At 36.1% G+C, this 25,550-nt stretch carries 27 protein-coding genes; 12 read left to right on the top strand and 15 right to left on the bottom strand.

What is annotated here, in order from left to right; all coding sequences use genetic code 11:
• Positions 1 to 29 precede the first annotated feature (29 nt).
• The 7 genes from H4J39_RS17595 to seqA form a co-directional block, all read right to left on the bottom strand.
• Positions 30 to 1,622, bottom strand: a complete 1,593-nt coding sequence (locus tag H4J39_RS17595; RefSeq protein ID WP_182229641.1) for a dihydrolipoyllysine-residue acetyltransferase — start codon at positions 1,620 to 1,622, stop codon at positions 30 to 32.
• A gap of 10 nt (positions 1,623 to 1,632) precedes the next feature.
• A complete protein-coding gene (locus H4J39_RS17600; protein ID WP_182225031.1) occupies positions 1,633 to 2,610 on the bottom strand; it encodes an alpha-ketoacid dehydrogenase subunit beta in 978 nt (325 codons plus the stop codon).
• Positions 2,610 to 3,794, bottom strand: coding sequence for a thiamine pyrophosphate-dependent dehydrogenase E1 component subunit alpha (locus H4J39_RS17605; protein WP_182229642.1), 1,185 nt, complete (start codon positions 3,792 to 3,794; stop codon positions 2,610 to 2,612). Before H4J39_RS17605 ends, H4J39_RS17600 begins: the two co-directional genes overlap by 1 nt.
• 241 nt (positions 3,795 to 4,035) lie before the next feature.
• Positions 4,036 to 5,139, bottom strand: coding sequence for a succinylglutamate desuccinylase (gene astE, locus H4J39_RS17610; RefSeq protein ID WP_182229643.1), 1,104 nt, complete (start codon positions 5,137 to 5,139; stop codon positions 4,036 to 4,038).
• 165 nt (positions 5,140 to 5,304) lie between these two features.
• Entirely contained in the window at positions 5,305 to 6,039 is a 735-nt protein-coding gene (locus H4J39_RS17615; protein WP_182229644.1) for a GGDEF domain-containing protein, read from the bottom strand.
• 79 nt (positions 6,040 to 6,118) lie between these two features.
• Entirely contained in the window at positions 6,119 to 7,774 is a 1,656-nt protein-coding gene (pgm, locus tag H4J39_RS17620) for a phosphoglucomutase (alpha-D-glucose-1,6-bisphosphate-dependent) (protein ID WP_182188804.1), read from the bottom strand.
• Between the two features lie 51 nt (positions 7,775 to 7,825).
• On the bottom strand, positions 7,826 to 8,419 hold the full coding sequence (seqA, locus tag H4J39_RS17625; RefSeq protein ID WP_182229645.1) for a replication initiation negative regulator SeqA: 594 nt from the start codon (positions 8,417 to 8,419) through the stop codon (positions 7,826 to 7,828).
• A gap of 160 nt (positions 8,420 to 8,579) precedes the next feature.
• Here seqA and H4J39_RS17630 point away from each other — a divergent pair, with 160 nt between their 5' ends.
• From H4J39_RS17630 to fldA, 4 genes are all read left to right on the top strand, one after another.
• Positions 8,580 to 9,347: an alpha/beta fold hydrolase gene (locus H4J39_RS17630; protein WP_182229646.1), complete on the top strand. Its 768-nt coding sequence runs from the start codon at positions 8,580 to 8,582 to the stop codon at positions 9,345 to 9,347.
• A gap of 168 nt (positions 9,348 to 9,515) precedes the next feature.
• On the top strand, positions 9,516 to 9,737 hold the full coding sequence (locus H4J39_RS17635; protein WP_070376277.1) for a DUF2788 domain-containing protein: 222 nt from the start codon (positions 9,516 to 9,518) through the stop codon (positions 9,735 to 9,737).
• A gap of 9 nt (positions 9,738 to 9,746) precedes the next feature.
• Positions 9,747 to 10,040 (top strand): LexA regulated protein, encoded by a 294-nt coding sequence (gene ybfE / locus H4J39_RS17640; RefSeq protein WP_182178539.1) that lies wholly within the window; start codon positions 9,747 to 9,749, stop codon positions 10,038 to 10,040.
• A gap of 12 nt (positions 10,041 to 10,052) precedes the next feature.
• Positions 10,053 to 10,580: a flavodoxin FldA gene (gene fldA / locus H4J39_RS17645; protein ID WP_182229647.1), complete on the top strand. Its 528-nt coding sequence runs from the start codon at positions 10,053 to 10,055 to the stop codon at positions 10,578 to 10,580.
• Between the two features lie 77 nt (positions 10,581 to 10,657).
• Here fldA and H4J39_RS17650 read toward each other — a convergent pair whose 3' ends face one another.
• Positions 10,658 to 11,110 (bottom strand): DUF4442 domain-containing protein, encoded by a 453-nt coding sequence (locus tag H4J39_RS17650; RefSeq protein WP_182229648.1) that lies wholly within the window; start codon positions 11,108 to 11,110, stop codon positions 10,658 to 10,660.
• Between the two features lie 190 nt (positions 11,111 to 11,300).
• On the opposite strand from H4J39_RS17650, the gene fur reads away from it, so the two are divergent.
• From fur to H4J39_RS17670, 5 genes are all read left to right on the top strand, one after another.
• Positions 11,301 to 11,744 carry a ferric iron uptake transcriptional regulator gene (fur, locus tag H4J39_RS17655; RefSeq protein ID WP_182229649.1) on the top strand — a complete coding sequence of 148 codons (444 nt, stop codon included), beginning with the start codon at positions 11,301 to 11,303 and terminating at the stop codon, positions 11,742 to 11,744.
• A 97-nt stretch (positions 11,745 to 11,841) separates the two neighbouring features.
• On the top strand, positions 11,842 to 11,973 hold the full coding sequence (locus tag H4J39_RS19235) for a hypothetical protein (RefSeq protein ID WP_259368879.1): 132 nt from the start codon (positions 11,842 to 11,844) through the stop codon (positions 11,971 to 11,973).
• Positions 11,974 to 12,703: 730 nt separating this feature from the next.
• Positions 12,704 to 13,810, top strand: a complete 1,107-nt coding sequence (locus H4J39_RS17660; protein ID WP_182229650.1) for a hypothetical protein — start codon at positions 12,704 to 12,706, stop codon at positions 13,808 to 13,810.
• A 799-nt stretch (positions 13,811 to 14,609) separates the two neighbouring features.
• Positions 14,610 to 15,284: a response regulator transcription factor gene (locus H4J39_RS17665; protein ID WP_182229651.1), complete on the top strand. Its 675-nt coding sequence runs from the start codon at positions 14,610 to 14,612 to the stop codon at positions 15,282 to 15,284.
• Positions 15,284 to 16,714: a HAMP domain-containing sensor histidine kinase gene (locus H4J39_RS17670; RefSeq protein WP_182229652.1), complete on the top strand. Its 1,431-nt coding sequence runs from the start codon at positions 15,284 to 15,286 to the stop codon at positions 16,712 to 16,714. Before H4J39_RS17665 ends, H4J39_RS17670 begins: the two co-directional genes overlap by 1 nt.
• A gap of 52 nt (positions 16,715 to 16,766) precedes the next feature.
• Here H4J39_RS17670 and H4J39_RS17675 read toward each other — a convergent pair whose 3' ends face one another.
• The gene (locus H4J39_RS17675; RefSeq protein WP_182229653.1) at positions 16,767 to 17,543 is read right to left on the bottom strand and encodes a DUF3108 domain-containing protein; all 777 of its coding nucleotides are present in this window, start codon (positions 17,541 to 17,543) and stop codon (positions 16,767 to 16,769) included.
• 176 nt (positions 17,544 to 17,719) lie between these two features.
• Here H4J39_RS17675 and H4J39_RS17680 point away from each other — a divergent pair, with 176 nt between their 5' ends.
• The 3 genes from H4J39_RS17680 to H4J39_RS17690 all read left to right on the top strand — a co-directional run bounded on the left by H4J39_RS17680 (position 17,720) and on the right by H4J39_RS17690 (position 21,843).
• Positions 17,720 to 19,417, top strand: coding sequence for a phosphoethanolamine--lipid A transferase (locus tag H4J39_RS17680; protein ID WP_220462251.1), 1,698 nt, complete (start codon positions 17,720 to 17,722; stop codon positions 19,415 to 19,417).
• Positions 19,417 to 19,782, top strand: coding sequence for a diacylglycerol kinase (locus tag H4J39_RS17685; protein ID WP_182229654.1), 366 nt, complete (start codon positions 19,417 to 19,419; stop codon positions 19,780 to 19,782). The genes H4J39_RS17680 and H4J39_RS17685 overlap by 1 nt, the downstream gene beginning before the upstream one ends.
• A 93-nt stretch (positions 19,783 to 19,875) precedes the next feature.
• Positions 19,876 to 21,843, top strand: a complete 1,968-nt coding sequence (locus H4J39_RS17690; RefSeq protein WP_182229655.1) for an LTA synthase family protein — start codon at positions 19,876 to 19,878, stop codon at positions 21,841 to 21,843.
• A 98-nt stretch (positions 21,844 to 21,941) separates the two neighbouring features.
• Here the strand turns inward: H4J39_RS17690 and ybaK are convergent, their stop codons facing one another.
• The 6 genes from ybaK to H4J39_RS17720 all read right to left on the bottom strand — a co-directional run bounded on the left by ybaK (position 21,942) and on the right by H4J39_RS17720 (position 25,495).
• On the bottom strand, positions 21,942 to 22,409 hold the full coding sequence (ybaK, locus tag H4J39_RS17695) for a Cys-tRNA(Pro) deacylase (RefSeq protein ID WP_182229656.1): 468 nt from the start codon (positions 22,407 to 22,409) through the stop codon (positions 21,942 to 21,944).
• A gap of 94 nt (positions 22,410 to 22,503) precedes the next feature.
• Positions 22,504 to 22,809, bottom strand: a complete 306-nt coding sequence (locus H4J39_RS17700; RefSeq protein WP_182229657.1) for a DUF2007 domain-containing protein — start codon at positions 22,807 to 22,809, stop codon at positions 22,504 to 22,506.
• Between the two features lie 89 nt (positions 22,810 to 22,898).
• Positions 22,899 to 23,276 (bottom strand): PH domain-containing protein, encoded by a 378-nt coding sequence (locus tag H4J39_RS17705; RefSeq protein WP_182229658.1) that lies wholly within the window; start codon positions 23,274 to 23,276, stop codon positions 22,899 to 22,901.
• Between the two features lie 106 nt (positions 23,277 to 23,382).
• Positions 23,383 to 23,976 carry an HD family hydrolase gene (locus tag H4J39_RS17710; protein WP_182229659.1) on the bottom strand — a complete coding sequence of 198 codons (594 nt, stop codon included), beginning with the start codon at positions 23,974 to 23,976 and terminating at the stop codon, positions 23,383 to 23,385.
• A gap of 129 nt (positions 23,977 to 24,105) precedes the next feature.
• Positions 24,106 to 24,651, bottom strand: a complete 546-nt coding sequence (locus H4J39_RS17715) for a DUF7010 family protein (RefSeq protein WP_182229660.1) — start codon at positions 24,649 to 24,651, stop codon at positions 24,106 to 24,108.
• A gap of 199 nt (positions 24,652 to 24,850) precedes the next feature.
• Positions 24,851 to 25,495, bottom strand: a complete 645-nt coding sequence (locus tag H4J39_RS17720; protein ID WP_182229661.1) for a GNAT family N-acetyltransferase — start codon at positions 25,493 to 25,495, stop codon at positions 24,851 to 24,853.
• Between the last annotated feature and the right edge of the window lie 55 nt (positions 25,496 to 25,550).

Below are 25,550 nucleotides of genomic sequence, written 5' to 3' on the forward strand. Positions count from 1 at the left end.
AGGTTTTTTTAATATCAAAAAGCGTCAAACTAAGACATATGCATCAACATATTACTTGGTTCTTCTAAAAATGATTTCCACAAGTTACAAAAACGAGCAATTGAACCACCATCAATAACACGATGATCTCCAGACCAACTTACCTGCATAATATAACGTGCTTCTACTTCACCTTTATCATTAAAGCGTGGTAATTTTTGTAATTTACCTAACGCTACAATCGCAGATTCTGGTTTATTGATGATTGGTGTCGCAACTGTGCCGCCAATAGCGCCAATGTTTGAAATGGTAATAGTACCACCCTTCAAATCTTCTGCCCCAACACGACCTGCACGGGCAGAATCAGTTAAACGCATGATATCTTTAGCAACGTCAACAATAGATTTATTCTGTACTTGCTTAACATTAGGCACGAGTAAGCCAACTTTAGAATCAACTGCCATACCAATATTATGATCGTCAAAATAAGTAATTTCAGTACAATCATCATTAACTTGTGTATTAACAATCGGGAATTCTTTTAGTGCTAAAGAAATCGATTTCATGAAAAACGGCATCATAGTTAATTTGATATCTTGTTTCGCATAAGCGTCTTTCATACCGCTGCGTAACGCCATTAGATTCGTCATGTCAATTTCTTCACAATAAGTAAAGTGAGGGATCGTTGACACTGAACGTACCATAGCCTTTGCCATCGCCGCTTTAATACCGCGAATAGGCTCAACACGTTTACCGCCACTTTGTGCAACAGCAACAACTGGCGCTACATTTTCAGTACTTATAACTGGCGCTTTAGTGAAAGAAACGACGTCTTCTTTATAAACACGCCCTTTCTTACCACTGCCTGGTATTTCATGAATATTAACATTTAATTCGCGAGCTACACGGCGTACCGCAGGGCTAGCAACAGCTTTACTGTTAATAACCTTCTTCTCAACAGCTGCTGCAGTGGTTGTTAAAGCCACTTTTTCAACGGCAGAAACCGTTGGTGTTTCAACAGTTTTTGCAGCGACAACTGCAGTCTGATGGCCATTAGCCGCCAATTTTTCTATTTCAAATAAAGGCGCATGTACTTTCGCAATTTCACCTTTAGCATAATAAAGCTTAGTCACAGTACCGTTATGCATCGCTGGAATTTGTACGAGCGCTTTGTCTGTCATTACATCAGCAATGGGTTGATCTTCAACAATCACATCACCTTCTTTAACTAACCATTCAACGAGTTCACACTCAACAATACCTTCACCAATATCAGGTAAGATAAAGTCTTCACGTTCAAGTGTTGGCTCACCATGAGTCGAAGCCGCAACTGAATGCTCAGCAACTGGCGAACTTGGCGCAGCAACCACTGGGCTTGCTTGCACAGGCGAAGATGCCTGCTCTTGATCGGTTGTCATTGAAAAAAGTGGCTGATGTACTTTCGCAATATCGCCCTGCGCGTAATAAAGCTTAGTAACTGTACCATTATGCATCGCCGGAATTTGTACCAGCGCTTTATCGGTCATCACATCAGCAATGGGCTGATCTTCAACAATAACGTCACCTTCTTTAACTAGCCATTCAACTAGCTCACATTCAACGATACCTTCACCAATATCGGGTAGAATAAAATCAATACTCATGACAAAAACCTTAGTAATTTATGCTGTGTTTAATGGCTTCGTACACTTTTAAGTGGTCGGCAACATATTCTTTTTCTAGTGATAATGGGTAAGGAGTATCCATACCACAGATGCGTGCAATCGGTGATTCAAGATGTAAAAAACACTCTTTTTGAATCGTTGCAGCAATTTCACTAGCAAACCCCGCCGTTAATGGCGCTTCTTGGCTAACAACTAAGCGTCCTGTTTTGGTAACAGAATTAACAACCGTTTCAATATCCCATGGCAAAATAGTACGTAAATCAATGATTTCACATGAAATACCGTCAGTTGCAGCCATTTCAGCCGCCTTCTCTATTATTTCCATTTGTGCACCCCACGCTAATAACGTGATATCACTACCTGGCGTAACAACTTCAGCTTTGCCTAAAGGTAGTTGATAATCCTCGGTGGGCACTTCGCCAACAGAAGCACGATATAAACGCTTTGGCTCGAAAAATATGACCGGATTTTTATCGCGAATAGACGCTAACAACAAACCTTTTGCTTGGTAAGGGTTACGCGGTACAACAACTTTTAAGCCTGGTGTATGAGCAAAGTAAGCTTCTGGTGATTGACTATGATACAAACCACCCGCAATACCGCCACCGTATGGTGTGCGTATTGTTAAGTTACCCACATCAAATTCATTACCACTACGGTAGCGAAATTTTGCTGATTCGTTAACAATTTGATCGAACGCAGGGAAAATATAATCAGCGAATTGAATTTCAGCGATAGGCACACTACCTTGTGCCGCTAAACCATTAGCAAAACCAATAACGCCTTGCTCAACTAAAGGTGTGTTAAAACAACGCAATTTACCAAACTTTTCTTGCAAGCCACTAGTTGCACGGAAAACGCCACCAAAATGGCCAACATCTTCACCAAAACATACGGCGCGTTCATTTTCTGTCATTGCAATTTCAAGTGCGTTATTAATTGCATGTAATAAATTCATTTGTGCCATTATTTAATTCTCCCCGCGGTGAATGGGTAGGCTTCTGGATACTTTTTGATATGCACTTTTAACTCTTCAAGTTGAGCTTTTAATAACGTTGGCGGTTCATCGTAAACATCAGTGATCAAATCTTCAACGGGTGGTTTATCAATGATTTCTGCAACTTTAACAGCGGCTAATATCTCTTCACGCAATTTATCAAATAAAGTGGTTTCTTGTTCTTCATCCCACCATTTGTTTGCTAACATCCAATTTTTCATACGAAGAATTGGGTCATGAGCCTGCCATTTAGCTTCTTCTTCTCGGGTACGATACCCTGAAGGATCGTCTGAAGTTGAATGCGCCCCCAAACGATAAGACATTGCTTCAATAAGTACTGGCTTGTTTTCTGCTAATGCATAAGTACGTGCATCTTGCGTCGCTTTTAATACCGCTAATATATCGTTTCCATCAATTCGAATCGTTTTAATACCGTAACCAACACCACGAGAAGCAATACCGTTACCTGCATATTGTTCATCAGCAGGAGTTGAAATTGCGTAACCATTATTACGACAGAAAAAGATAACAGGAGCACGATGCACTGCTGCCATATTTAAACCGGCATGAAAATCACCTTCGGATGCAGCGCCTTCACCGAAATAACAAATAGTTACCGCGTCAAGACCTTGTAACTTCTGGCCATATGCATAACCGGTAGCTTGTGGTATTTGAGTAGCAAGTGGCGACGAAATAGTCATGTAGTTTAATTCGCGACTACCATAATGAATAGGCATTTGACGACCTTTGCCTAGATCTTTTTCATTACTGAACATTTGATTCATGAAATTTTCAAGTGAGAAGCCACGGTACATTAATGCACCTTGCTCTCGGTATTGCGCCATGATCATGTCTTGAGGTTTTAAACCTGCTGCACCGCCAACACTTGCTGCTTCTTCGCCAAGTGCTGTCATATAAAAGCTTAAACGACCTTGACGTTGTGATGCGACCATTCTCTCGTCGAGTACACGGTGAAACGCTAATGTTTTATAAATTTTAGTCGCTAATTCCTGATCAATTTCAGGAAGTTCGGCACCGTCATATACGTTGCCGTCTTGTTGTAATACTTTGAGGATGGGAATTTCAACTGAATGACCATCGATAAAAGCGGGTTGATGTACCACCGGACTTTCTTTATATACGTCAGTGTTCATAGCCTTCTCTTCTCTTTTTGTCTTATGGAATATGTTCATTGCAGAATATGCTAAACCATTATTCTTTATGTAAGTGTACTTAGTATGTACTTATTGGGTTTTGCGCAATGAGCTGTTGTAAAATAATCGAACGTACTTTACCTTTACGTAAACTGAAACACAAGTTGTGTAAGCGAACTAAAACTCTGAGCATACGTGTTCAGGATAAATATGCCCATAAAAGTTTACATCGCTACATTCATTATTCGATAAATGCAGGGATCACGGTTAAGAGTGCTCGCTGGCCAATGGCGACATTAGCATTTGGGAAAATAATAGCTTCTCCCGCTTTTTCTGTTTTAATTTCTTTACCATCATCTAAAGCAATAACGGTGCCTTCGGGGAAATCAGTAAAGTTTTCAACATCATCAGAAAAATTCAACGAAAATTCTTCACCGTAACGATTAATTGTTTGATAAATTTCATAGATACTAAAGTCTTTTTCATCATAGTCTTTTAGACATAAATCTTCACCTGAGACCAAACGCGTTAATGTTTGCTTAACTTGAGAAAACTTAGTCATATCATTTTCACCAAAAGGTTTCACTTTGCCTAATTCAACCGTGAAAGCGTCAGCGTTAAATTCATTTGATGAAAAATAACTAAACGTTGTGGTTGGTGAGTGCGAAAGTAAAATGGTGCTAACGCCACAGGCATGCATAAATTGTAATTGTGATTTTTTCCAAGCTTTACCATGCCTAAAAGGATAAACCGCAAACTTATCATTTTTTGAACCACGAATAGCAGTGTGTAAATCGTAGTGACAACGTTCGCGCTCGGTATTATTGACTAACGATTGACCTTGTTCAAAAAAATCTCGCACCGTATTTTCAAGTAATAAAGCACGATGGCGTTCTTTATTAATTAAACCCGCGCCATGACCTTGATCTGCCGAGTGACCACCAGAGAATAAACGATTCATATTTTCTTCAATAAAACGTTCAGAAATATTAATCGAAGCAGGGTTACCAAAGATAAAGAGTACTCGCTCCATGCAAGCAACTTCTCCTAAGATAAGCTTTTTAATAAGCTCGGCACAAATTTCAATTGGCGCTGTTTCATTACCGTGCACGGCACTAGAAAGCACAATATCTTTATTTGATTGCGATAAGTTACAAGGTTCAAACGTAATTAAGCCGGTATCAAGTACCGTGACCTTTGTTTGGCTATTACTTGCTTGATGTTGAACTTGAAAGGAAAAAGCCCCTGCTAACGACCATTCATTAGCGCGAGTTAAGGCGAGAAAATCACCTGTTGTTTGTAGCGTTTGCTGTTGTTCTTGTAATACTAATTGTAATTTATCCAAACCACTTTCACTAAGCCAATAAAAATTACTGTGTATTGTACAAAAAAATTGAGATTATTGCTTGGATTGATAACAATAAAAGTAAATAGCACAGTAATTAACACATCATTTTTTGACTAAATAGCTCTATAAATATTCCCCTATACAACGACAATAAGAGTAATATTAGACTGCTTTGATATTATTCTTCCCTGAGTGCTTAGCTTGCATTAATGCGTTTTCAACTTCATGTAATATATCCTCTGAATTTTGACCTTTTTGTGACATTGAAAAACCAATACTACACGTTAGCGATAATGTAGACGGCATTATTTTACCGCGAATATTTTGCTGTATTTTATTCGCGATCTCAAAAGGTAATGTATTAGTAGAAATAGGTAATATCACAATAAAATTATCATCAAGCCAACGATATAGAAAGGCTTGTTCAGGTAAACTGCTTGCGATAATCTGCGCGGCTAAAATAAGTACTTCATCACCAACAGTTTCTCCATAAAGCTCATTCACCGCTTTAAAATCGTCTAAATCTATTTGGAAAACACTGAACGCTTTATGTGCTTTGTCTTTATTTTTGCACCACGAAAGTAATTTTATTTGTCCGGCTCTTCGATTAGGTAGGTGGGTTAGCGGGTCGACAAGCGAAAGCTGCTCTAACGTTTGAGCCATGAGACCCAGCTCACTAATGCGTCGATAAGAAAAGACTAACAGGCTCAAGGCGACAGTTACCCCCAGCGGTATCATTTCATCTAATTCAAAATATTCATGTTTTCTAGAGAAGTCGTAAATAGTTTCTAATACATCATAATTTAGAAAAATTATATACATCAATAAATTAACAACAGTGATAAACAAAAGATCTTTAATCACTGTTGGTTTGTGTAGATACTGATTATGGGGCATCACTAAAACTTATATTATTATTATATTTAAATTTTTGACAACGATTAAATGAAAGAATTCATTATTTTTAGATCATCAACTACAAACCTGCTTTGGTAAACGCTGCGCTGACCAGTACTTGTGCCTCAGTGATAATAAGTTGCAAATGCTTTTGGTCGATAAAGCTTTCTGCATAAATTTTATAGATATCTTCGGTACCTGATGGGCGGGCAGCAAACCAGCCATTAGTGGTGGTAACTTTAACCCCGCCTATAGCTGCATTATTACCGGGTGCATGTGAGAGTACTTGGTTAATTTTTTCTCCTGCAAGAGTCTCTGTAGTAATGTCATCGGCACTTAATGACGTTAGCACTTTCTTTTGCTCAAAACTTGCAACAGCTTCAATGCGTCCATAACAAGGTTCGCCAAGTTTTTCTGCCAGTTCTTGGTACAATTGAAATGGGTCTTTACCGGTAACGGCAAGAATTTCAGCCGCAAGTAGTGCCATAATAAAACCATCTTTATCTGTTGTCCAACAGCTACCATCGCGAGCAAGAAAAGACGCGCCAGCGCTTTCTTCTCCGCCAAAGGCGTATGATGAGTCACTCAAGCCATCAACAAACCATTTAAAGCCAACTGGCACTTCTGACAAAGGGCGATCAATGTATTGTGCAACACGGTCTATAAGAGAACTTGATACCAAGGTTTTGCCAATTTTACTGTTTTTAGGCCAATCACGATGTGTCATTAAGTAATAAATAGCTACCGCTAGGTAATGATTTGGGTTCATCAACCCCCCTGTTCTTGTCACAATACCGTGACGATCAAAGTCAGGATCATTACCTACTGCAACATCAAACTTATCTTTTAAAGCAATTAACCCTGCCATTGCATAGGGTGATGAACAATCCATACGGATCTTGCCATCTTTATCTAATGGCATAAAAGCAAAACTAGCATCGACAACAGGATTGACAATTTCCAAGTTCAAGCCATATTTTTTCGCAATGACTGGCCAGTAATGAATACCAGAACCGCCTAATGGGTCAACACCAATTTTAACACCAGCTTTTGCTATAGCTGCCATGTCGACAACTTGTTCAAGTTCGTTAACATAGAAAGTAATAAAATCTTGCTTTAACAATAATGGCGAAGAGCAGGCTTTTGCGTAGCTAATTTGCTTAACATTTACAAGGTTCTCTGCCATTAAATCATTAGCACGTTGTTCAATTTTTTGAGTGACGCCACCCTCAGCAGGCCCGCCGTGCGGAGGGTTATACTTAATACCGCCGTCGGTTGGAGGATTGTGTGAAGGCGTAATAATTAAACCGTCTGCTTGATTATCTTTATTTATGGCTAATTTATTATGAGCAATAATCAATCGAGAAATAACAGGTGTAGGCGTAAAGCCATCATCATTTTGAACAACTACCGGAATATTATTAGCAATTAACACCGATAGCGCATTAGCAAAGGCGGGTTCTGAAAGCGCATGGGTATCTTTACCTAAAAATAATGGCCCTTTCAAACCTTGCTCAGTTCGATGCTCAGCAACCGCTTGGCAAATAGCAACAATGTGTTGTTCATTAAAACTGCTCTTACTTGCATTACCTCGATGGCCTGATGTGCCAAACGTTACACGTTGTTCAATGATAGAAACATCGGGTATTAATAAGAAATAATCACTGACTAGTTTACCAATATTGATACGGTCTTGTGGTCTAACTGGTTTTCCTGCATGTGCATGTATAGTCATGATATTCCCTATTTTTTATTTCAATGTTTATCTGCTGTAATTTTTTACACGTTATAATAGATCGCGAATTTTCTCAGCATCTTCTTCAGTATAACCTAAGGTTAACGACGCTTTGGTTAACATCATTTTTTTACGTGTAGTATTTGAATTTGTCATTACCCAAAATGGGCTATCAGGTATTTGTAATGGTTTGGTACTACTGCCACTTGCAGAGAGTTCCTCTTTACTTTTGGCAAAGTATAAACGGTCGCGACCTCTAATTTCAGAGACAACAGCAAACTTTTCACTGTGTACGCGATATAAAGCAGCAAGAATAAGTAAAAATCGTCCGACAGCACCACGCTGCGTTGCTAATTCTTCTTTATTAATATAGTTAAGCACATTATCAATGCTAGGGGGCTCAACACTTTCTTCTATAATAACAACCACTTCTTCTTTTTCAATAGTTTCTTCAATTTGAAGTGGTGAGCTTTCAACAGCTTCTTCTTTATTCTCAGACAATATGACTTCAATATCGCCAGCGGTATCTTCAGCTAAGGTTAAGCTAAGTAAACGGCGTAAGATTGACGAAGCACTTTCGCCAATAAATTGGGTATTCGACACTATGTATTGATAAAGTACTTCATCTATTTCAATGTTTTTCATTAATTACCCTAAAATTTCATTAATCGCGCAGGATTATACTTAGCTTAAGGAAAACTTTCCAGCGACAATATCTTGATAAAGCCTCAAAAATAATTGCATAGGGCTATAAAAGCTAAGACAATAAAGCTCTAGACAGAAATATTCATTGAATGAGCTATCCATGACACAAACTTTACATTATCAACAACAAGGCTCTGGCGCCGATATTATTTTGATACACGGCTTACTGGGCAGTTTAGAAAATCTAAATATGGTAGCAAAAGGCCTCAAAGATAATTACCGAGTGACGAGTATTGATGTAAGAAATCATGGTCTTTCATTTCATAAAAACTCAATGAGTTACGAAGAATTAGCTCAAGACACCGTAGACTTAATGAAAACACTTAGAATTGAACGTGCTCATTTTCTTGGACATTCAATGGGAGGTAAGATTGCTATGGAAATTGCGCTAGAACACAGCGAAAAAGTTGAGAAACTAATTATTGCTGATATAGCCCCTGTTGCCTACCCTCCTCACCATAATCATATTATTGAAGGTTTACAAAGTATTACACTTGAACATGTTAAGAGTAGAAAAGATGCCGACGAGCAATTAGCACATTTCGTTGATGAAATTGGTGTTCGGCAGTTTTTATTACGAAATTTGGCAGTTAAAGATGGAAAATTTACTTTTAAGTGTAACCTTAATAATATTCAACATTGCTATCCTCAAATAATGACAGGTTATAAAGGCAAGCAACATTTTAAAGGTGAAACTCTATTTATTAAAGGTGGTGATTCTGATTATATTACCGCAGAGCACCGCGACATTATTAAGGTCTTGTTTCCAAAGAGTAGAGCAAAAATAATTCAAGGTACTGGGCATTGGTTACATGCCGAGAAAACGACGATATTTAACAAAATTACAAATGACTTTTTACAGCTTTAAACACCTATAGAAAGCCTTTTGAACGATTTGATGTAATGTCACCTTTCATCTTGCTACAATGAATTCATTACAACAAATGATGTTAATGTGCACTGTCATTTATGGTAAAAATTATGTATTTAAGAACAGAGTTATGCTACAGTGCGCCTGAAATTTTTAGGGTGAATTATGTTAGCTGAAAACTTAGAACTTATTGAAACCATCGGTTTGAATTTATTTTTCGCTTTTATCTTTATTTTCATTGGCTTATCGGTCCATGATGTTATGACAAAAAATGATGTTCCCAAAATGGGCCGTATGGTCGTTTATTTGGTCTTATTTTTAGGTTGTGCAGGCTTTATTGCCAAAGGCATTATTCAACTGGTTTGGGAAAGCCAAGGGGTTGGGTAAAAGTTAACGATGGCAAAAGAAGCAAGTGATTTAACCACTATTGATTTGTTTAGTGATGAAAAGCGTCCTGGACGCCCAAAAACAAATCCTCATTCGCGTAGCGTCCAAGTAAAAATAAATAAGCGCAACCAAGTTAAACGCGATAAAAACAATGGCTTGAAGCGAGTTGAATTTAAGATACATCAAGAATTGTTTGAACAGTTAGACGACTTAGCAATAATTCAAGGCATTAGTCGTAGCGAACTTATTGAGTCGATATTGAAAAATTCAATGACGGCAAAAGCATTAAATATTAGTAAATAAGGGTTTTATACCATGGCAATTGTAGGTTTATTTTTCGGTAGTGATACAGGCAATACTGAAGCTGTCAGCAAAACTATCCAGAAGAAGTTAGGCAAAAAATTTGTTGATGTAAAAGACATCGCAAAAAGTACTAAAGAAGAAATCGCTGAATTTGACTTAATCATTTTAGGTATCCCAACTTGGTATTACGGTGAAAACCAATGTGATTGGGACGACTTTTTGCCAGAGCTTGAAGAAATTGATTTTACCGACAAGTTAGTCGCTATTTTTGGTTTAGGTGATCAAGAAGATTACTCTGAATATTTCTGTGATGCTATGGAACCTTTGAAAGATATTGCCGAATCAAGAGGCGCAGTTATTGTAGGTAACTGGTCAACTGAAGGTTATGAGTTTGAAGCGTCTAAAGCCTTAGTGGATGAAAACACTTTTATTGGCTTATGTATTGACGAAGACCGTCAACCAGAGCTAACTGAAGAGCGAATTGATAAGTGGGTTACACAAGTATATGAAGAAATGTGCTTAGCAGAACTTGCTGACTAATTCTCGCTATCAAAAGAGCTGATATTAAGCCTGCATTCGCAGGCTTTTTTGTACCCTAAAATTATTTAGGTAAAATATTATTTATTTTTTTGACGAATATATAGACGCCGGTTCAATTGAGCAACCAACTCGCCATCACTATTTTTCACATACACAACCACCGTGGGTTGATACTTTTCACCGTGACAAGTATTCTCAATAATTTCATTAATAAAATCATCACTTACATAAAACTCTGCATTTACCACTCCTACCCCTGGTTTTATAAAGTCAATATCAGCAGATTTATCCCAAACATAATATTTATTACCTAAGCGCGCTAAAATCATCAATACGTAAAAAGGGTCAGTCATCGAGAATAATGAACCCCCAAAGTGTGTACCTAAGGCGTTTTTATTCCATGATCGCATTTTTAAACGAACTTTAGCTTGTCGAAAATCACTAGAGAGTTCTGTGACCTTAATACCCGTAAATAAAAATGGTGGCCAAATATTTAACAGTAACTTTAGTAACCATGCTTTTTTTAGCATTAGAATTTCCTTTATTTTTAAATGACTAACTCACCCAAATAACTCATCGTACCAGTAAAGCAGTTACAGTTTACTATAATTTTATAAATCAAAACCTATGTATTTAATAATCATTTCAACTAAGTCTTCCATCAAGCACTAGAACCCCCTATAATTTTGTTTAACTTATCGAATTAGAGAATTAAAGTTAATGGCAGACCAAAATGAAGAGCTAAAAAGAGCCGGATTAAAGATTACCCTGCCGCGAATCAAAATCCTCACTATTTTACAAAACCCTAATAATCAGCATATTAGCGCAGAAGATGTTTACAAAATATTGTTAGTGCAGAATGAAGAAATTGGTTTAGCGACTGTTTATCGTGTACTAAACCAGTTTGACGATGCTGGGATTGTTAGTCGTCATCACTTTGAAGGCGGAAAATCAGTCTTCGAGTTAAGTCATAAAAAACATCATGACCATCTTGTTTGTTTAAAATGTGGCAAAGTAGTTGAATTTGAAGATAACGTTATTGAGCAGCGTCAAGAAGATATCGCTAAATCACATAAAATAACGCTAACAAACCATAGTCTCTATTTATATGGCGAATGTGAAGATGAAGAAGCTTGTGATGCATACCGAACTTCTAATAGTTAGTTATTGCGTGACTTTAAATGAATAAAAACCTGCTTTAGCAGGTTTTTTTTTATCACCATTGAAATACAACTATGAGTGTTACTGCTAACGTAAAATTATGAATGACGACCAAGCAAAACACTATGTCGATTATCTATTTTTAGGCAAAGAAAAAGCGACTCATAAGCCGCTTTTATTTCTTTATCAATATAATGCTGCAAATCCATTTGCCAATTTTAAACGTCCTTAAATAATATGGAAATTATTTTTGTTTAAAAAGCCTATTTTACTCAAACTTTAAACTATCCTTAGTTAGACATCCATTCCAGTACTAACCGCTCATTAAATCCGTTTAAATAGCCCTATATAAAAGAGCGTTAACTCTCTATTTGCTTCCTTTCTCGATTAGTTTCATCCATAAATTTTCATTCATTATATGCGTGGTAAAATAAGTTAACTTTAGCGCTAGCTATTGCATCCATTCAAGTAAATTCCATTTATGTTCCATTCCATTGGAAATAATAGTTTCCTTACGGCTAAATCCTTTATCAACCAAATGTTAACTTAAACCACTTCCTTTTTGCACTTCCTGCACAATATCCAATAAACAATGTTTATCCTTTAACTTATTTATCGTGTTATCCATAACGGTTGTCTTCCTGACACAATTAATAATAACACCCATAAGTTTTCTCGCTATAAACGTAAACCAAAAAAATTTAGTTAGAATCACTTACATTAACAATTAGTAAAATTTATAACTAATTAACAATAAGTTATAAATTAAGTTTTTTTACGCTTACAATTTATTGAATGATCACTGACGTAATTGTGCGAAATGGCTTACACCCTACGTATGATTTTGTCGGGGGAGTATCAGAATTATAAATGTAACAATATGCAAATATCGCTGAAAATTTAAAAAAAATTCGTTACTCTTGCCAACGTTTTTAGTTCAAATATTATTTTTAGGAGTTTATGTGCTTTTTTTGAAGTCACTATTTTGTTTAACCGGTTCAGATAATCGTAGTCGATTCATTGCTATTCATTTTAGTTGTTATTTATTATTTGCTATTTTTAGTGCAGTTTTTTCATTTAGTGGCTTATTATCCTTCCTGGTATTATCTTTGTTTGCCAGCATTTGTACACTTTCAACAAAGCGCCGCTTAAACGATGCTAACCTCAGCATAGCTTGGTTACTCGCTCCAACAGGGAGTTTTTTAATTGCCGGGTTAATTATCATTATCAGTGATTACACGCCAAGCTATTGGTTACTTTTATTGCCTTTAATCATTTCCATATTATTAATGACATATAAAAGTCAAAAAAATAGTCATATATTAGGTTACTGCGGCAGTGTTGATTTAAGTGGCTATGTAAAGAAGCAAGGAAGTTTCCTAAACAAACAGAGAATAGAGCCTACATTTAATCAAAATGGAGTAGACCATTCACAAGTAAATAGTTATCAAGATACTCGCCAGAATTTTGTTGATAACGCCAAGGTATCTGCAGAGACGCATAAGCAATCGAGTGATGATTTCGGTGAAGCGATCAGACTAAAGCTGTTCAACATTAAAAATAAAACCTTAATATTAAGCATACTCACTTTATTCGTCTTGGTGTCAATAATATTGGTAGCTATTTCTTCGTTCTTAAATGATGAACAACGTATAACGCCAGATAAGAGTGACAAAACTCCCAGCATAGAATCAAAGCAGGCTTTATTACATAAAATCACTCTACCTGATAACTTTTCTTTATTCGTATCTGCTTTCGATGGTATTACGATAAAGTGGCAAGGCGCGGCGGTTCAGGATGAGTTTTTATGGCAACAAGACACGGCTCAAGGCGATAATACGTGCCAGGCGATTACCTATGATAATGGAGAGATGATTAGAACATTAGACGTAATTCAAGCAGATAAAAGTGATAATTTAGCTAGGTTTTCTCCTTTAGATACAAAAGTAATTGTGAGAAACATTGCGATGAGAAGCAGTTTTACTTTATGTGGGTATACGTTTTCACTGAAAGGTAGCCAATCAATTTTAGGTAAGCACCGTTATTATTCAACCTATCTTGAGTATTAATTTAAGCAAAAAAATACGGCTCTTAGAGCCGCATTTCTTGAACTAGCTTATATGCATCCTGCATAATATTGTGTCCCGCTTCATCCATAAAGAACTGTCCGTAGTATATCCTAATAGTCCTTTTCTTTCCTTTCATCTTCCATGATTGCCACTCATCCTAAGTAACATCTATAGTGATTTTCCGTCCTTGTGAGCTCTTCCGTTAGCTGTTAATCCTTTAACCTAATTCCTTTTATTTCCTTTGATGATTCCTATCATCCTGCCTAATCCTTCAAGCGTCCTTTAAAGAGTTATCTACTCTATTGATCTTCCTGATCTGCATCTTCTTGATTGAGTAAATAATACGTTGATTTTGATATTTTCCAAGTCATCATAATTTTTTAATTTAACAATATTAATTTGTAACAAGTATGTAAAAATATAAAAACACAGTGTAATCATGAAGTAATGTAAATTAACAGTCTATTTACTAGAAGTGATTTACTCAATATCTTACGTACTTGTAAGATATGTCTCACAAGAATTCAATCCAAAAGTGAAACACCCAAAGGCTAAATTGATCAGGATAATTCTAAAGAAATAGTCATTAACTTTTTATAGGTCAATAAAGCTACACCTCGCTGTTATTAAGAAGATGAGTTATAAATATAGTCCAGAGTAAGGTCTCTATGCTTTTTGTAGATACTTTTATACCGATATATTTTAAGCGCTCTAGAGCATAATCTAAGTAAAAACTCAGCTAACCTTAAGTTAACTCTGCTATGTTCTATAAATAAAACATATTTATAGTAGGCTAACATTGAAAATATTGATTATTGAGGACTCAACTTCGTTGCGAAGGAGTCTAAAAATAGGATTGTCAAACCTTGGCTTTACTGTCGATGATACCGGTGATGGCTCAGAAGGTTTAAGCATGGCTTTAGCGGGGGATTACTCCTTACTCATACTTGATTTAATGCTACCATCTGTTGACGGTACGGCTATATTAAAAGCCATCAGAAAAGCGAACAAAGACCTCAGAGTACTGATACTTTCAGCACGCGATCTTACAGAAGATAAAATTTCAGGCTTATTAAATGGGGCTGACGACTACTTAACAAAACCTTTTTCCTTTGACGAACTTCATGTTCGCCTGCTCTGCTTAATGCGCAGGGGTAGCTTAAATATCAATGACAGTAAGATTAATATTGGTTTGTTTTCATTAGACATTCATTTAAAACAATTACTGTGTAATGGGGCAGATGCTCATTTAACACCTAATGAATATAAGCTCGTTGAATGCCTTTTTACTAATCAAGGTAAAGTGGTTTCACCAGAAAAATTGAGTGAGTACTTAGCAGGACAATATAATGCAGTGGCTAAAAACTCAATTGAAGCTCACCTTTCCACTACCCGAAAAAAAGTGAGAGATATTGGGCATGATTTACCGATAAAAACTAAACGTGGTTTTGGTTACTTTGTTGAGAACTGTTAATGAACTCTATTAAGAAAAAGTTAAGTCGATATATATCAATTTCTATATCTGTATTATTGGTATCGCTTTTTTTTATAACAGATATAAGTGTTGATAGCTGGATCAGTAATGAATTTGATCGCGCGATGGTAAACAAAGCAGGCTTGTTAGAGACATTAGTCAGCGAAGCCCCTGAGAAAATAGATTTTGATTTTGCTGATGAATTTATGCCTGAGTTTTCAGGGGTAAACGATCCCGAGTACTTTCAATTATGGCGTGACAATAAAATATTTGAACGTTCAGAAACACTTAAGCTCTTTGAAGACAACGAATTACCAAGGTTAGCCGTTGCACTACATAAATCATCAATAATAAATATAACCCTACCAGACGGACGTTCTGGCAGAATGTATTTCACAAGATTTAAACCTCAAATTGATAGTGATATTGATGTTAAAGAGGCGTTTGGTTTAGCGAGAGAGGAATTTGTAAAAAATCAAAAACCAATGGAGTTGGCTTACGCAACAAGTAATGAGGCTTTAAATCAAATTCTTTGGTTTGTAGACATTATTTTTATATTTACCTCAATTTCAGCTGTTATCGCGGTAAGACTTATTGTTTTTAATGTTGTTGAGCGTGGTTTAAAACCACTTGATGAATTAAATGCTGCGCTAAAACAGATAAATTTAAACTCTGAAGTTAGTGAAATTTCGACAAATACATTACCAGAAGAACTTGTTGCTATCGCAGAAGGTATTAATCATTTTATCAGTGAAAATAAAATTCTCTATTCAAGAGAAAAAAGAATCACCTCAGATATTGCTCATGAGTTAAAGACGCCTATTGCTGAGTTACTTAATTTAAGTGAAGTTGCGATAAAATTTCCTAATGAAAAACAATTAGCAGCAAGCTTTAAGACTGATGTACTGACGATTACTCAGCGCTTAAAAAATATAGTCAATGGTATACTTTTACTGCAGAAAAGCGCTTCTTTGTCTGAATTAGAAAAACAACAAGTTAATGTTACATTGTTGATCAATACCATTATTATCACAGAAAATAAGAATGCTCGAGATGTTAAGTTAAGCGTTCATCACCAATGTGAAAATATTAAAACAAATGAATTTGCTTTCACTACTGTGCTGACCAACCTCATTAATAATGCCCTTTACTATAGCTCTGACTCAACGCCTATAATGATTGATATTGCCCCTGATCAAAAGACAAATAAAATGAAGGTTACAATTTCAAATTTCAGTACATTTGATTATTCAGAGCAAGACTTAGTTTTGTTTTTTGAACCTTTATGGCAAAAAGATTCATCAAGAACCTCTGAAGAAAGGTATGGGCTAGGTTTAGCCATAGTTAAATCATACTGTGAAAAAATTGGTGCAACTATAAACGTTTCAATAGAACACGACCAAAAGATTGTTTTCACTATTATAATATAATCCGCTTAGCACCTTTAACAACTAATTAGTTAACTAACGTGTACACCGTTATTTATCGATTACTGGACGCAGTTGGTAATGTCAGTTTTTCTATTTCAAGTGTCGCAACTTCTTTACCATCCTTTTCTTGCTCTACTCTAAAAGGGATAAAATGATGCTCTGTGCTCAACCAAAAGTGAGTTTTTCTTGAGCTGTTCTTTTTTACTCGTGAAACTTTTATCGTATCAACTGTTCCCATCGTTGTTTTAATCTTTTCTCTGCCTAAAAATACGAATGAATATGTTTTAACGGCTCCTTCATCATAAACTAAATACTCCAAGTTCTGTCTTTGGTTGCCGATTTCGTTCCTCATTTTTTCTATAACTAACAAAGGGTCAAGTATATTAGGCGTTAAAGGAAGTGACCATTTTTGCGCTATATCTTCACCTAAAACGACTTCTGCCGCATAATCAAATTCAATCATTTGATGTTTGGTTTCTTTAAAGGTTCGCTCATCACTACTGATATATTTTAATGGTTTTACTTGCTGTGCATCATATGTAAACTCACTGGACTCTTGGGTATTTATGACATAAAAATATTTTGAAGCTTCAGTTTTAAACGTCAACTTATAAAGAGCATCATCAGTTCTCGATAACGTTCTTACTGCTTTCCCATATTTATCACCTTTTCGGTAAACGGTATAATGTGCAGCATATTCTATCAAAGTAGCATTGTTTGCTACGGTAGGGGTTTCTGTACTTTGTGCATAACAACTGACCATAGCCAAGCAGGACAATAAGTAAGTTCGAGTAAGAATTGAGCGTAGCAATTGTGAATAGAGAAACATCTAAATCGTGCCTTATTGTGATTATGCGGGAAGCGTTATTTGTAAAACCCTCTCTTTTTAGCGTAAATCAACCCTAAGGTAAATTGATTATTCAAATAAAGGCTTTTTTCAGTTTAAGCTAAGCCAACCTTAAGCTTATATTATTAGTATGAAGACACTTACCTATAGGTGTTTTTATGAATTTAATCACTCACTACATTTCTTATTTTAAACGTTTAAAATTAACAACAAATCAATTGTTGTTTTTTACCTGTTGTTATATTGCACTGATCTTAAACTTGCCATTTTTGGTGAAAACAGTAGATATAATTACCGCATTAGATAATTATAGTTTTTTATTCTTATTGTCTTTGCCAATATTTCTTTTATCGCTAACCGTTATTATACAAGGCGTTTTTTCATTTAGATGGTTAACTAAACCCTTGCTTATCGCGACTGTGATTTGTTCGTCATTACTCTTTTATGGCACTATTTCATACGGGATCGTCTTTGATTATGGCATGGTTCAAAATACCCTTGAAACCGATACAGCAGAAGCCTTATCTTACATAAACCTTCACGCTATTTTATTCTTTATATTTTTTGGATTACTTCCCTCATTCATCATCTACTCCGTTCAATTAACTTATCAACCCTTTTTAAAAGAGCTTTTAAGCCGACTAAGACTGCTTAGTTTAAGTCTTGTTACTGTATTTTTAATCTGTGCTTTTTTCTATTCAAATTATGCAGCGGTCGGCAGAAATAATAAAGACCTCATTACCTACATAACGCCTTATAAAATGGTGGTAGCTTCATTCAAATTTGTCCGCAATCACTATTTTTACCCACCACTTGAATTTAAAGTTTTAGATACCGCGCCATCAATTGTTCGTGACAATCATAAAAAACAGGTCACCGTTATGGTGTTGGGAGAAACAGCTCGCGCCCAAAGCTTTTCACTTAATGGCTATAGTAAACCGACTAACCAATATACTGAAAAACAAGGCGTGATCTCATTCTCAAAGATGAGTTCATGTGGAACAGCAACAGCTGTATCTGTGCCCTGTATGTTTTCAAGGTTAAATAAAGACGGCTATGAAAAGCGTATTGCAACAGCCCAACAAAACGTCATTGATATTATCCATTTAGCTGGCGCTGATGTTTTATGGATAAGTAATAATAACGGCAGCTGTAAAGGTGTTTGTACCCGGGTAAAAATGCAACAAATAGACACTGATAAATCAAACCCTTTATGTGATGGTGAGTACTGCTATGACGAAGCACTTTTAGCGCCTCTAAGAAGTAAACTCGGTAAGTTAACACATCAAAACACACTCATTGTACTGCATATGATCGGCTCTCACGGGCCTACTTACTTTAAACGCTATCCTAAAAAAAGACGTGTTTTTATCCCTGATTGTCAACGTAGCGATATTCAAAATTGTACACAAGAGCAACTGATTAATAGTTATGACAATACTATTGCTTATACCGACTTCGTACTCTCGCAGGTTATTAATGAATTAGATCAAGTTGCTGATAAAAATGATATCGAGACTTCTTTACTTTATATTTCAGATCATGGCGAATCGCTTGGCGAGAAAGGACTTTATTTGCATGGGTTACCTTATGCCTTTGCACCAGAGGAACAAACCCATGTACCGATGCTGTATTGGACTGATCCAATACAAAATGACTTTAACCTTAATTGCTTAAATACGTCAGCAAAATCACCTATAACCCATGACAATTTTTTTGACGTTTTGCTGAGTATTATGTCAGTTCGAACAAAAGCATATGATATTGATAATGATCCTTTTATAAAATGTAAATCACAAGGTGCTATAGCACGTACCACGATAACTAAAGACATAACCATGGAGATACAAGACTAATGTTTGACAATACCACTAAACCTAAAGGCGTGCGAAGAATCTATTTGGCCGCATTAAACTCATTACGCGCTTTTAAGTGGTTATACGACAATGAATCTGCTTTTAAACAAGAACTCTTACTGCTACTTGTTGTTATACCCACATCTTTTGTTTTTGATATCAGTATTAAAGAACAAGTGATATTAATACTCGCAATTGTCTTTGTTATATTTACAGAAATAATAAACACAGCTATTGAAGCGGTTGTCGACAGAGTTGGCTTAGAAATTCATCCATTGTCAGGGCTTGCAAAAGATTTAGGATCAGCAGCAGTCATGGTAAGCCTACTTGTAGCAAGTTGTATTTGGCTAATAGTATTACTTTAAAGACTATACTGGCTTAACTTCAGTTTAAGTTAAGCTTTCCTTAAGTTTCATACGATAGTGTAGCAGAGTGTTTTATAAGAGATATTAATTACGATGTTTACCTCTGCTATCGCTTTATTGCGCCCATTTATACTATTTTCATTTTTGCTAATTTTCACGCTTTTTATTACGAGAGTTGGATTAGGTATTTGGCAAGTTGACCGTTTTAACGATTTAGGCACTATCTTTACACTCGTCTTTAATGGACTAAAAATTGACTTGAGTACCGTGGGCTATTTACTTATTTTACCTGCGATATTTCACCCTTGGCTCATGCTGTCTAAATTTCGCAAAGCATGGCTTAGCGTATTAAACGTTATATTTTTCTTCATTTTTATGAGTGTGCTTTTTTTTGAACTAGCAACCCCTGCCTTTATTATTGAATATGGTTTTCGGCCCAATAGATTATTTATCGAATATCTTGCTTACCCTGATGAAGTAATGAAAATGTTATTCAATGGACATTTACCCACCATAGTCGTTATATCATCACTCTTGATTATTCCCAGTAAATACATTTGGCAAAGTATCAACAAACTTGTTTATACAAAAAAAACACTCATCAATTTGTCACCGTTATCCTCAGCACTTTCATTTATTGTGCTCTTTTGTGTACTCTTTCTCTGCGCTAGAGGAACAATGGGCCATCGCCCTATCAATCCGTCCTATGTTTATTTCTCTAACGACCCATTAATTAATTCATTAACACTCAATTCTATTTATAGTGTTGCTCATGCCTATAAACAGTTCGGTAATGAAGAAAATGCTTCAAAGCTTTATGGAAAAATGGCTACTGATGATGTTATTCAGCTTATTCGCCAAGAAACAGGCTTAACCGCACAGGCATTTAACAGTAAAGCCCAGCCGTCTTTTACCTCTCGAGCACCTTTTTACCAAGGTAAGCCTAAAAATCTAGTGATTATTTTAGAAGAAAGTTTAGGAGCACAATTTGTATCGTCCTTAGGAGGACTACCACTAACACCTGAAATTGATAAGTTAAACGCCGAAGGATGGGCGTTTAAAGACTTGTACGCAACAGGTACACGCTCAGTCAGGGGGATTGAAGCAGTAATAACAGGCTTTACACCTACACCTGCAAGAGCCGTTGTTAAACTTGATAAATCTCAACATGGATTTTTCACTATTGCAAGTTTACTGGAAAAGAACGGTTACACCACGCAATTTATTTATGGCGGTGAAAGTCATTTCGACAATATGAAAAGCTTCTTCCTAGGGAATGGGTTTACTGACATCGTTGATTTTAATGATATAAAAAAACCTAAGTTTGTTGCTTCTTGGGGGGCCAGTGATGAAGACTTATTTAATCAAGCTAATGTCGAATTAAACGCGTTACACAAAAATGAAAAGCCTTTCTTAAGTTTTATTTTTTCATCGAGTAATCATGATCCCTTTGAAATACCTGCAGGTGTGGTGACACCTATTGAATACTCAAATGAACAATTAGCGAAGTATGATTCCAAAGAGTTATTGCGTCATAAAGCCATTCAATATGCTGACTATGCGCTTGGAAGATTTATCGACAAGGCAAAAAAACAACCCTATTGGCAGGATACCGTCTTTATGGTTGTTGCCGATCATGATGCCAGAGCATTAGGTAATGAGCTTGTTCCCATTAAGAACTTTCATATTCCAGGCGTAATTCTTAATTCAGGTAAGCCTCCTTTCTTTGACAAAAGGATAGTCAGCCAAATCGACCTAGCTCCGACATTACTATCATTAATAGGGGTCACCAACCATTCGCCTATGCTTGGGCATGATTTAAACCAGCCAGATGCTTCTGGGCGAGCAATGATGCAATATGCCGAGAACTTTGCGTATATGGAAGATGGTGATGTCACTATACTTCAACCACAAAAGCCGCCTGTAAATTTTGAATATAATTTCAAAGAAAAGAAACTTATACCTAAACTCATTAACGATAAACTCGCTAAAATAGCTTTAGCACATGTGTTATGGGGAAGCCTAGCTTATGAGAATGAATGGTACTCTAGTGAACATTGATTAAGTCATTTATACATGTTCAACAAGGTTGATAAAACACTGCATGAATATTACTTAATGACCTAAATAGTCACTGGATTAACTTGCTAAATAATCGGTCATTGACATATTTCAGCAAGTTTACCTTTTGTCAGTTTTATGAGGTCCCTAGGGCTCAACTCAATTTCTAAACCTCTGCGGCCACCACTAACATAGATGGTAGTAAACTGATTTGCCGATGAATCAATAATCGTCTTAAGGGGCTTCTTTTGCCCAAGCGGACTAACCCCTCCAAGTACATATCCAGTAGAGCGTTCAACATCAGATTTATCAGCCATGGTGGCTTTTTTAGCGCCCACCGCCTTGGCGATAAGCTTCATACTGAGCATAGATGAAACTGGTATTACGCCAACAACTAACGCCTTATTGTCGAGTGTCACTACCAAGGTTTTGAAAACTTGACCGGCATCAACACCTAATTTATCGGCGGCTTCAAGTCCATAAGATTCACTTAATTCATCATGAGAGTACTCATGTATTGTATGTGTAACTTGATGCTTTTTGGCGATGTTAATACCTGGTGTCATTTCAATCTCTAACGCTCAAATCTGTGTTGTTCAAGGGAGAAAAATATAAAGCAAACAAGAGCGCTTTTAATTTTAGCGAGCTTCTACTGCTTGGTTATAAATGGTCATGCTGACAATTCCAACATATTTCAAAAGAAGGATCATTTTTCTCCTTACAGTTTTTACAGAGCCAATCTTCACCTTTAACATCACGTTGAGATGATGCCAATATCGCTAACGCGCGTTCATAGTCCTCGTCATTTGCCACCCAAACTTCTGGCCAAGAATCGAAGGCTGAGATTTCACCTACAGCACCTTGTGCAAATTCATTCTTAATAAATGAACTGATGCTTTCGGCTTCAATAATGTTTTTCACATTATTTACAAGAAATTGATTTTCGTTAGAATATAGCAGCTTCATCGTTAAGTCCTTATAAGGTCGTAAATTTAGGTCGCTAACGTATTAATAGGCAACAGCCTATAACTTTTCTCTTCATCGTAATCTATTTACTAAGCAAGTACATATTGGCTAATACATTGATTAAACTTTATGAGATCGAACGAACCTTTTATTTCAAATTTAGCCATACCCAATTCACTTAAATAAACCTCTATTTCACAATCTAGGTCTAATGTGCCGGATGACTCAACTGAAAAAGCTTGAATTTTACTGTAAGGCAAAGATGTATAATCTACTTTAGAGCCAGTAATGCCTTGAACGTTAGCGGCAATAATACGTTTATTTGTGAAAATAACTTGGTCTCTAATACTTTTAAAAGCAGCAAAAATTGACTCTCCCTCAATCATAAATTTATGAAAGTCCTCTCTCGCATCCTCAATGTGAATAGGTTTTAACTTAAAAACCGATGAGTTCTTAAAATCTATCATACTTACTCCTTATTAAAATAATATTCCACCACGTTAAATAAACATCAGTAGTCGTTGCAGTTAAAGAGAAAATAAATCAACAATATTTAAGCTTGTATCGTTGCTATTACCCATCTTGCAACCAACCTTTTGCTACGGCAATATCAATTTGCTGACAAACATATAACCATAATTGAGGAGCAAGTCCTTCAAGAAAGTTATTACGTTTCATCACTTGTGATTTTTTAACTTTATGATTTACCCAACTTCCACCTTCATTCCTCATATTTTGTAATAAAGGTAATACACTGTCCATGGCTTTGGCAAATCGAGCGTCTATTGTTTCAGCATGTTCAAACTCTAACCATAAGTCATTAAAAGCTTGAAACTGTTTTTCAGGCAATAAACCAAATAGTCGTGTTGCGGCCTTTATTTCTTTATCTTTTTGCTCGGCAAGCGCTTTTTTATCAGAAAAAGCAAACATATCCCCCGCATCTATTTCAACAATATCATGAATAAGTAACATACTCATAACGCGTGAAATATCAACTTTTTCTTCGGCATATTCTTGAAGTATTTGCGCTGTTAATGAAATATGCCAGCTATGCTCAGCGCTGTTCTCAAATCTATTTTTATCAGACTTAACGAGTGCTTGACGATAAACACCCTTAAGTTTATCTAGTTCAATAATAAAATCTAATTGTTTGTTTAATGCTTCCATTATTTTTTCCGAAATGATCATGTAAAGTAAATATTAATAGAGTAATCTATCGCACCCTCAACGTTGGAAAATGACAGTTAGTTTGTGAATAAAAAAACGATAGATAACCTTAGAGATGTGTTTAGCCACTTAAGCGATGTTAACAGTCAAATCTTTCGATTGCGTTATAATCACAAATGAAAAGACAATTTCCGTTACACCACCGATAAAGGCGCCAATAACAAAGTCAGCGCCTGATAAGATGCACAATATACCAGAAATCATTAATAAAGCGCCTAAAGCCCAATAAGTTTTAAGACCATATAATGTATTAAAAACTAAATAGCGTACGCCAATAATCATCAACATTATTGGATAAAACCACTCCACTTGCAGCTTAGCAACATAGAAAGCTAAAAAAAAACCAACAAATAATATAACTGTGCTTTCTAAAGCCAGCTTACCCAGAGGATTATCAGGGCTATGATTTCCTGGGCGTTTAAGTGTTTTTGAAAATAACATCGCTAATGGATGTATAAACATGCCACCAAAGAATAGTGCTAGCATGCTCAATTGATTTGAATAAAGCAGCGCCACCCCTCCCGCAATACACCAAATAACGCCAGAGACTAAAACGCCTGTTCCACCACCAAAATATGAGAAATTCATATTTCTTTGTGCTTCTTCAAATTTCATTAACACGCCTTAACATATACTGAATACTCTGTTACTTGATAATAATATAGTTGACTAAGATAGAGAACAAAGCGAAGTAGTCAACCTGTGACATTTGATTGATTTTTTTAGGTAAAGCTCACTGAAAATACAAAGTAATAAAAGCAAAATACCGAATTAAAATTCGGCATTTATCTAAAACGTTATTATAAAATTGAGCTTAATTTTTACTTCTGTAATGAATCATCAATGACCCCGTAACATTTCCAACGGAAAGCTCTTGAACAAATTCATAATCAACTTCTTTAAAAAATTGTTGATATTTCTTTGTTGTCGCATAAACAGCCACCCCTTCACTATCAGAGTGCTCTTCTAGTATCGTATTGACGGCAGCCAAAAGATAATGCCCAAACCCATGGTGTTGATGTAAAGGATGAATGGCAATAAACGAAAGCATATGAAACTTTTTCATTGGAATAGCAGCAAGTACCGTTTTTTCTTTTTCAATCATTTGCTTGGTACTAAAATAACCCGCGCCAAGCATCATCTTTAAACGCCAGTGCCAGAAACGTTCAGAACTTACACTTTCATCTGGACTATTTAAACAAGCGACCCCAACCATTGCTTCACCCAAATACAGGCCAACCATAGGTTGTTTTGCATGCCAAAAAGCGCTTAGCTCTTCGCGAATGGCTGCTCGTAATCTTTGTTCGTAATCGTTATTTTCATTGGAAAATATTTCCAAAAAAACAGGATCGTCATGATAGGCTTGATACAGTAATGATGCCGCCAGTTTTAAATCTTCACCCGACAAATAAGCAGCTCTTATATCAAGGTTTGTTTTTTCACGTATTGCTTCTGACATAATTTGTCATCCTTGCGTTTTTTATTTTTATTTTTATTTTTATTTTTATTTTTAT

Origin of the sequence: Colwellia sp. Bg11-12 (assembly GCF_014076955.1) — a bacterium.
GTDB lineage: Bacteria > Pseudomonadota > Gammaproteobacteria > Enterobacterales > Alteromonadaceae > Colwellia_A.

Bases quoted from the DNA above. Each gene is read 5' to 3' on its own strand.
- H4J39_RS17595 (WP_182229641.1), bottom strand. From the start codon at position 1,622: ATGAGTATTGATTTTATTCTACCCGATATTGGTGAAGGTATCGTTGAA.
- H4J39_RS17600 (WP_182225031.1), bottom strand. From the start codon at position 2,610: ATGGCACAAATGAATTTATTACATGCAATTAATAACGCACTTGAAATT.
- H4J39_RS17605 (WP_182229642.1), bottom strand. From the start codon at position 3,794: ATGAACACTGACGTATATAAAGAAAGTCCGGTGGTACATCAACCCGCT.
- H4J39_RS17615 (WP_182229644.1), bottom strand. From the start codon at position 6,039: ATGCCCCATAATCAGTATCTACACAAACCAACAGTGATTAAAGATCTT.
- pgm (WP_182188804.1), bottom strand. From the start codon at position 7,774: ATGACTATACATGCACATGCAGGAAAACCAGTTAGACCACAAGACCGT.
- seqA (WP_182229645.1), bottom strand. From the start codon at position 8,419: ATGAAAAACATTGAAATAGATGAAGTACTTTATCAATACATAGTGTCG.
- H4J39_RS17630 (WP_182229646.1), top strand. From the start codon at position 8,580: ATGACACAAACTTTACATTATCAACAACAAGGCTCTGGCGCCGATATT.
- H4J39_RS17635 (WP_070376277.1), top strand. From the start codon at position 9,516: ATGTTAGCTGAAAACTTAGAACTTATTGAAACCATCGGTTTGAATTTA.
- ybfE (WP_182178539.1), top strand. From the start codon at position 9,747: ATGGCAAAAGAAGCAAGTGATTTAACCACTATTGATTTGTTTAGTGAT.
- fldA (WP_182229647.1), top strand. From the start codon at position 10,053: ATGGCAATTGTAGGTTTATTTTTCGGTAGTGATACAGGCAATACTGAA.
- H4J39_RS17650 (WP_182229648.1), bottom strand. From the start codon at position 11,110: ATGCTAAAAAAAGCATGGTTACTAAAGTTACTGTTAAATATTTGGCCA.
- fur (WP_182229649.1), top strand. From the start codon at position 11,301: ATGGCAGACCAAAATGAAGAGCTAAAAAGAGCCGGATTAAAGATTACC.
- H4J39_RS19235 (WP_259368879.1), top strand. From the start codon at position 11,842: ATGAATGACGACCAAGCAAAACACTATGTCGATTATCTATTTTTAGGC.
- H4J39_RS17670 (WP_182229652.1), top strand. From the start codon at position 15,284: ATGAACTCTATTAAGAAAAAGTTAAGTCGATATATATCAATTTCTATA.
- H4J39_RS17675 (WP_182229653.1), bottom strand. From the start codon at position 17,543: ATGTTTCTCTATTCACAATTGCTACGCTCAATTCTTACTCGAACTTAC.
- H4J39_RS17680 (WP_220462251.1), top strand. From the start codon at position 17,720: ATGAATTTAATCACTCACTACATTTCTTATTTTAAACGTTTAAAATTA.
- H4J39_RS17685 (WP_182229654.1), top strand. From the start codon at position 19,417: ATGTTTGACAATACCACTAAACCTAAAGGCGTGCGAAGAATCTATTTG.
- H4J39_RS17690 (WP_182229655.1), top strand. From the start codon at position 19,876: ATGTTTACCTCTGCTATCGCTTTATTGCGCCCATTTATACTATTTTCA.
- ybaK (WP_182229656.1), bottom strand. From the start codon at position 22,409: ATGACACCAGGTATTAACATCGCCAAAAAGCATCAAGTTACACATACA.
- H4J39_RS17700 (WP_182229657.1), bottom strand. From the start codon at position 22,809: ATGAAGCTGCTATATTCTAACGAAAATCAATTTCTTGTAAATAATGTG.
- H4J39_RS17705 (WP_182229658.1), bottom strand. From the start codon at position 23,276: ATGATAGATTTTAAGAACTCATCGGTTTTTAAGTTAAAACCTATTCAC.
- H4J39_RS17710 (WP_182229659.1), bottom strand. From the start codon at position 23,976: ATGGAAGCATTAAACAAACAATTAGATTTTATTATTGAACTAGATAAA.
- H4J39_RS17715 (WP_182229660.1), bottom strand. From the start codon at position 24,651: ATGAAATTTGAAGAAGCACAAAGAAATATGAATTTCTCATATTTTGGT.
- H4J39_RS17720 (WP_182229661.1), bottom strand. From the start codon at position 25,495: ATGTCAGAAGCAATACGTGAAAAAACAAACCTTGATATAAGAGCTGCT.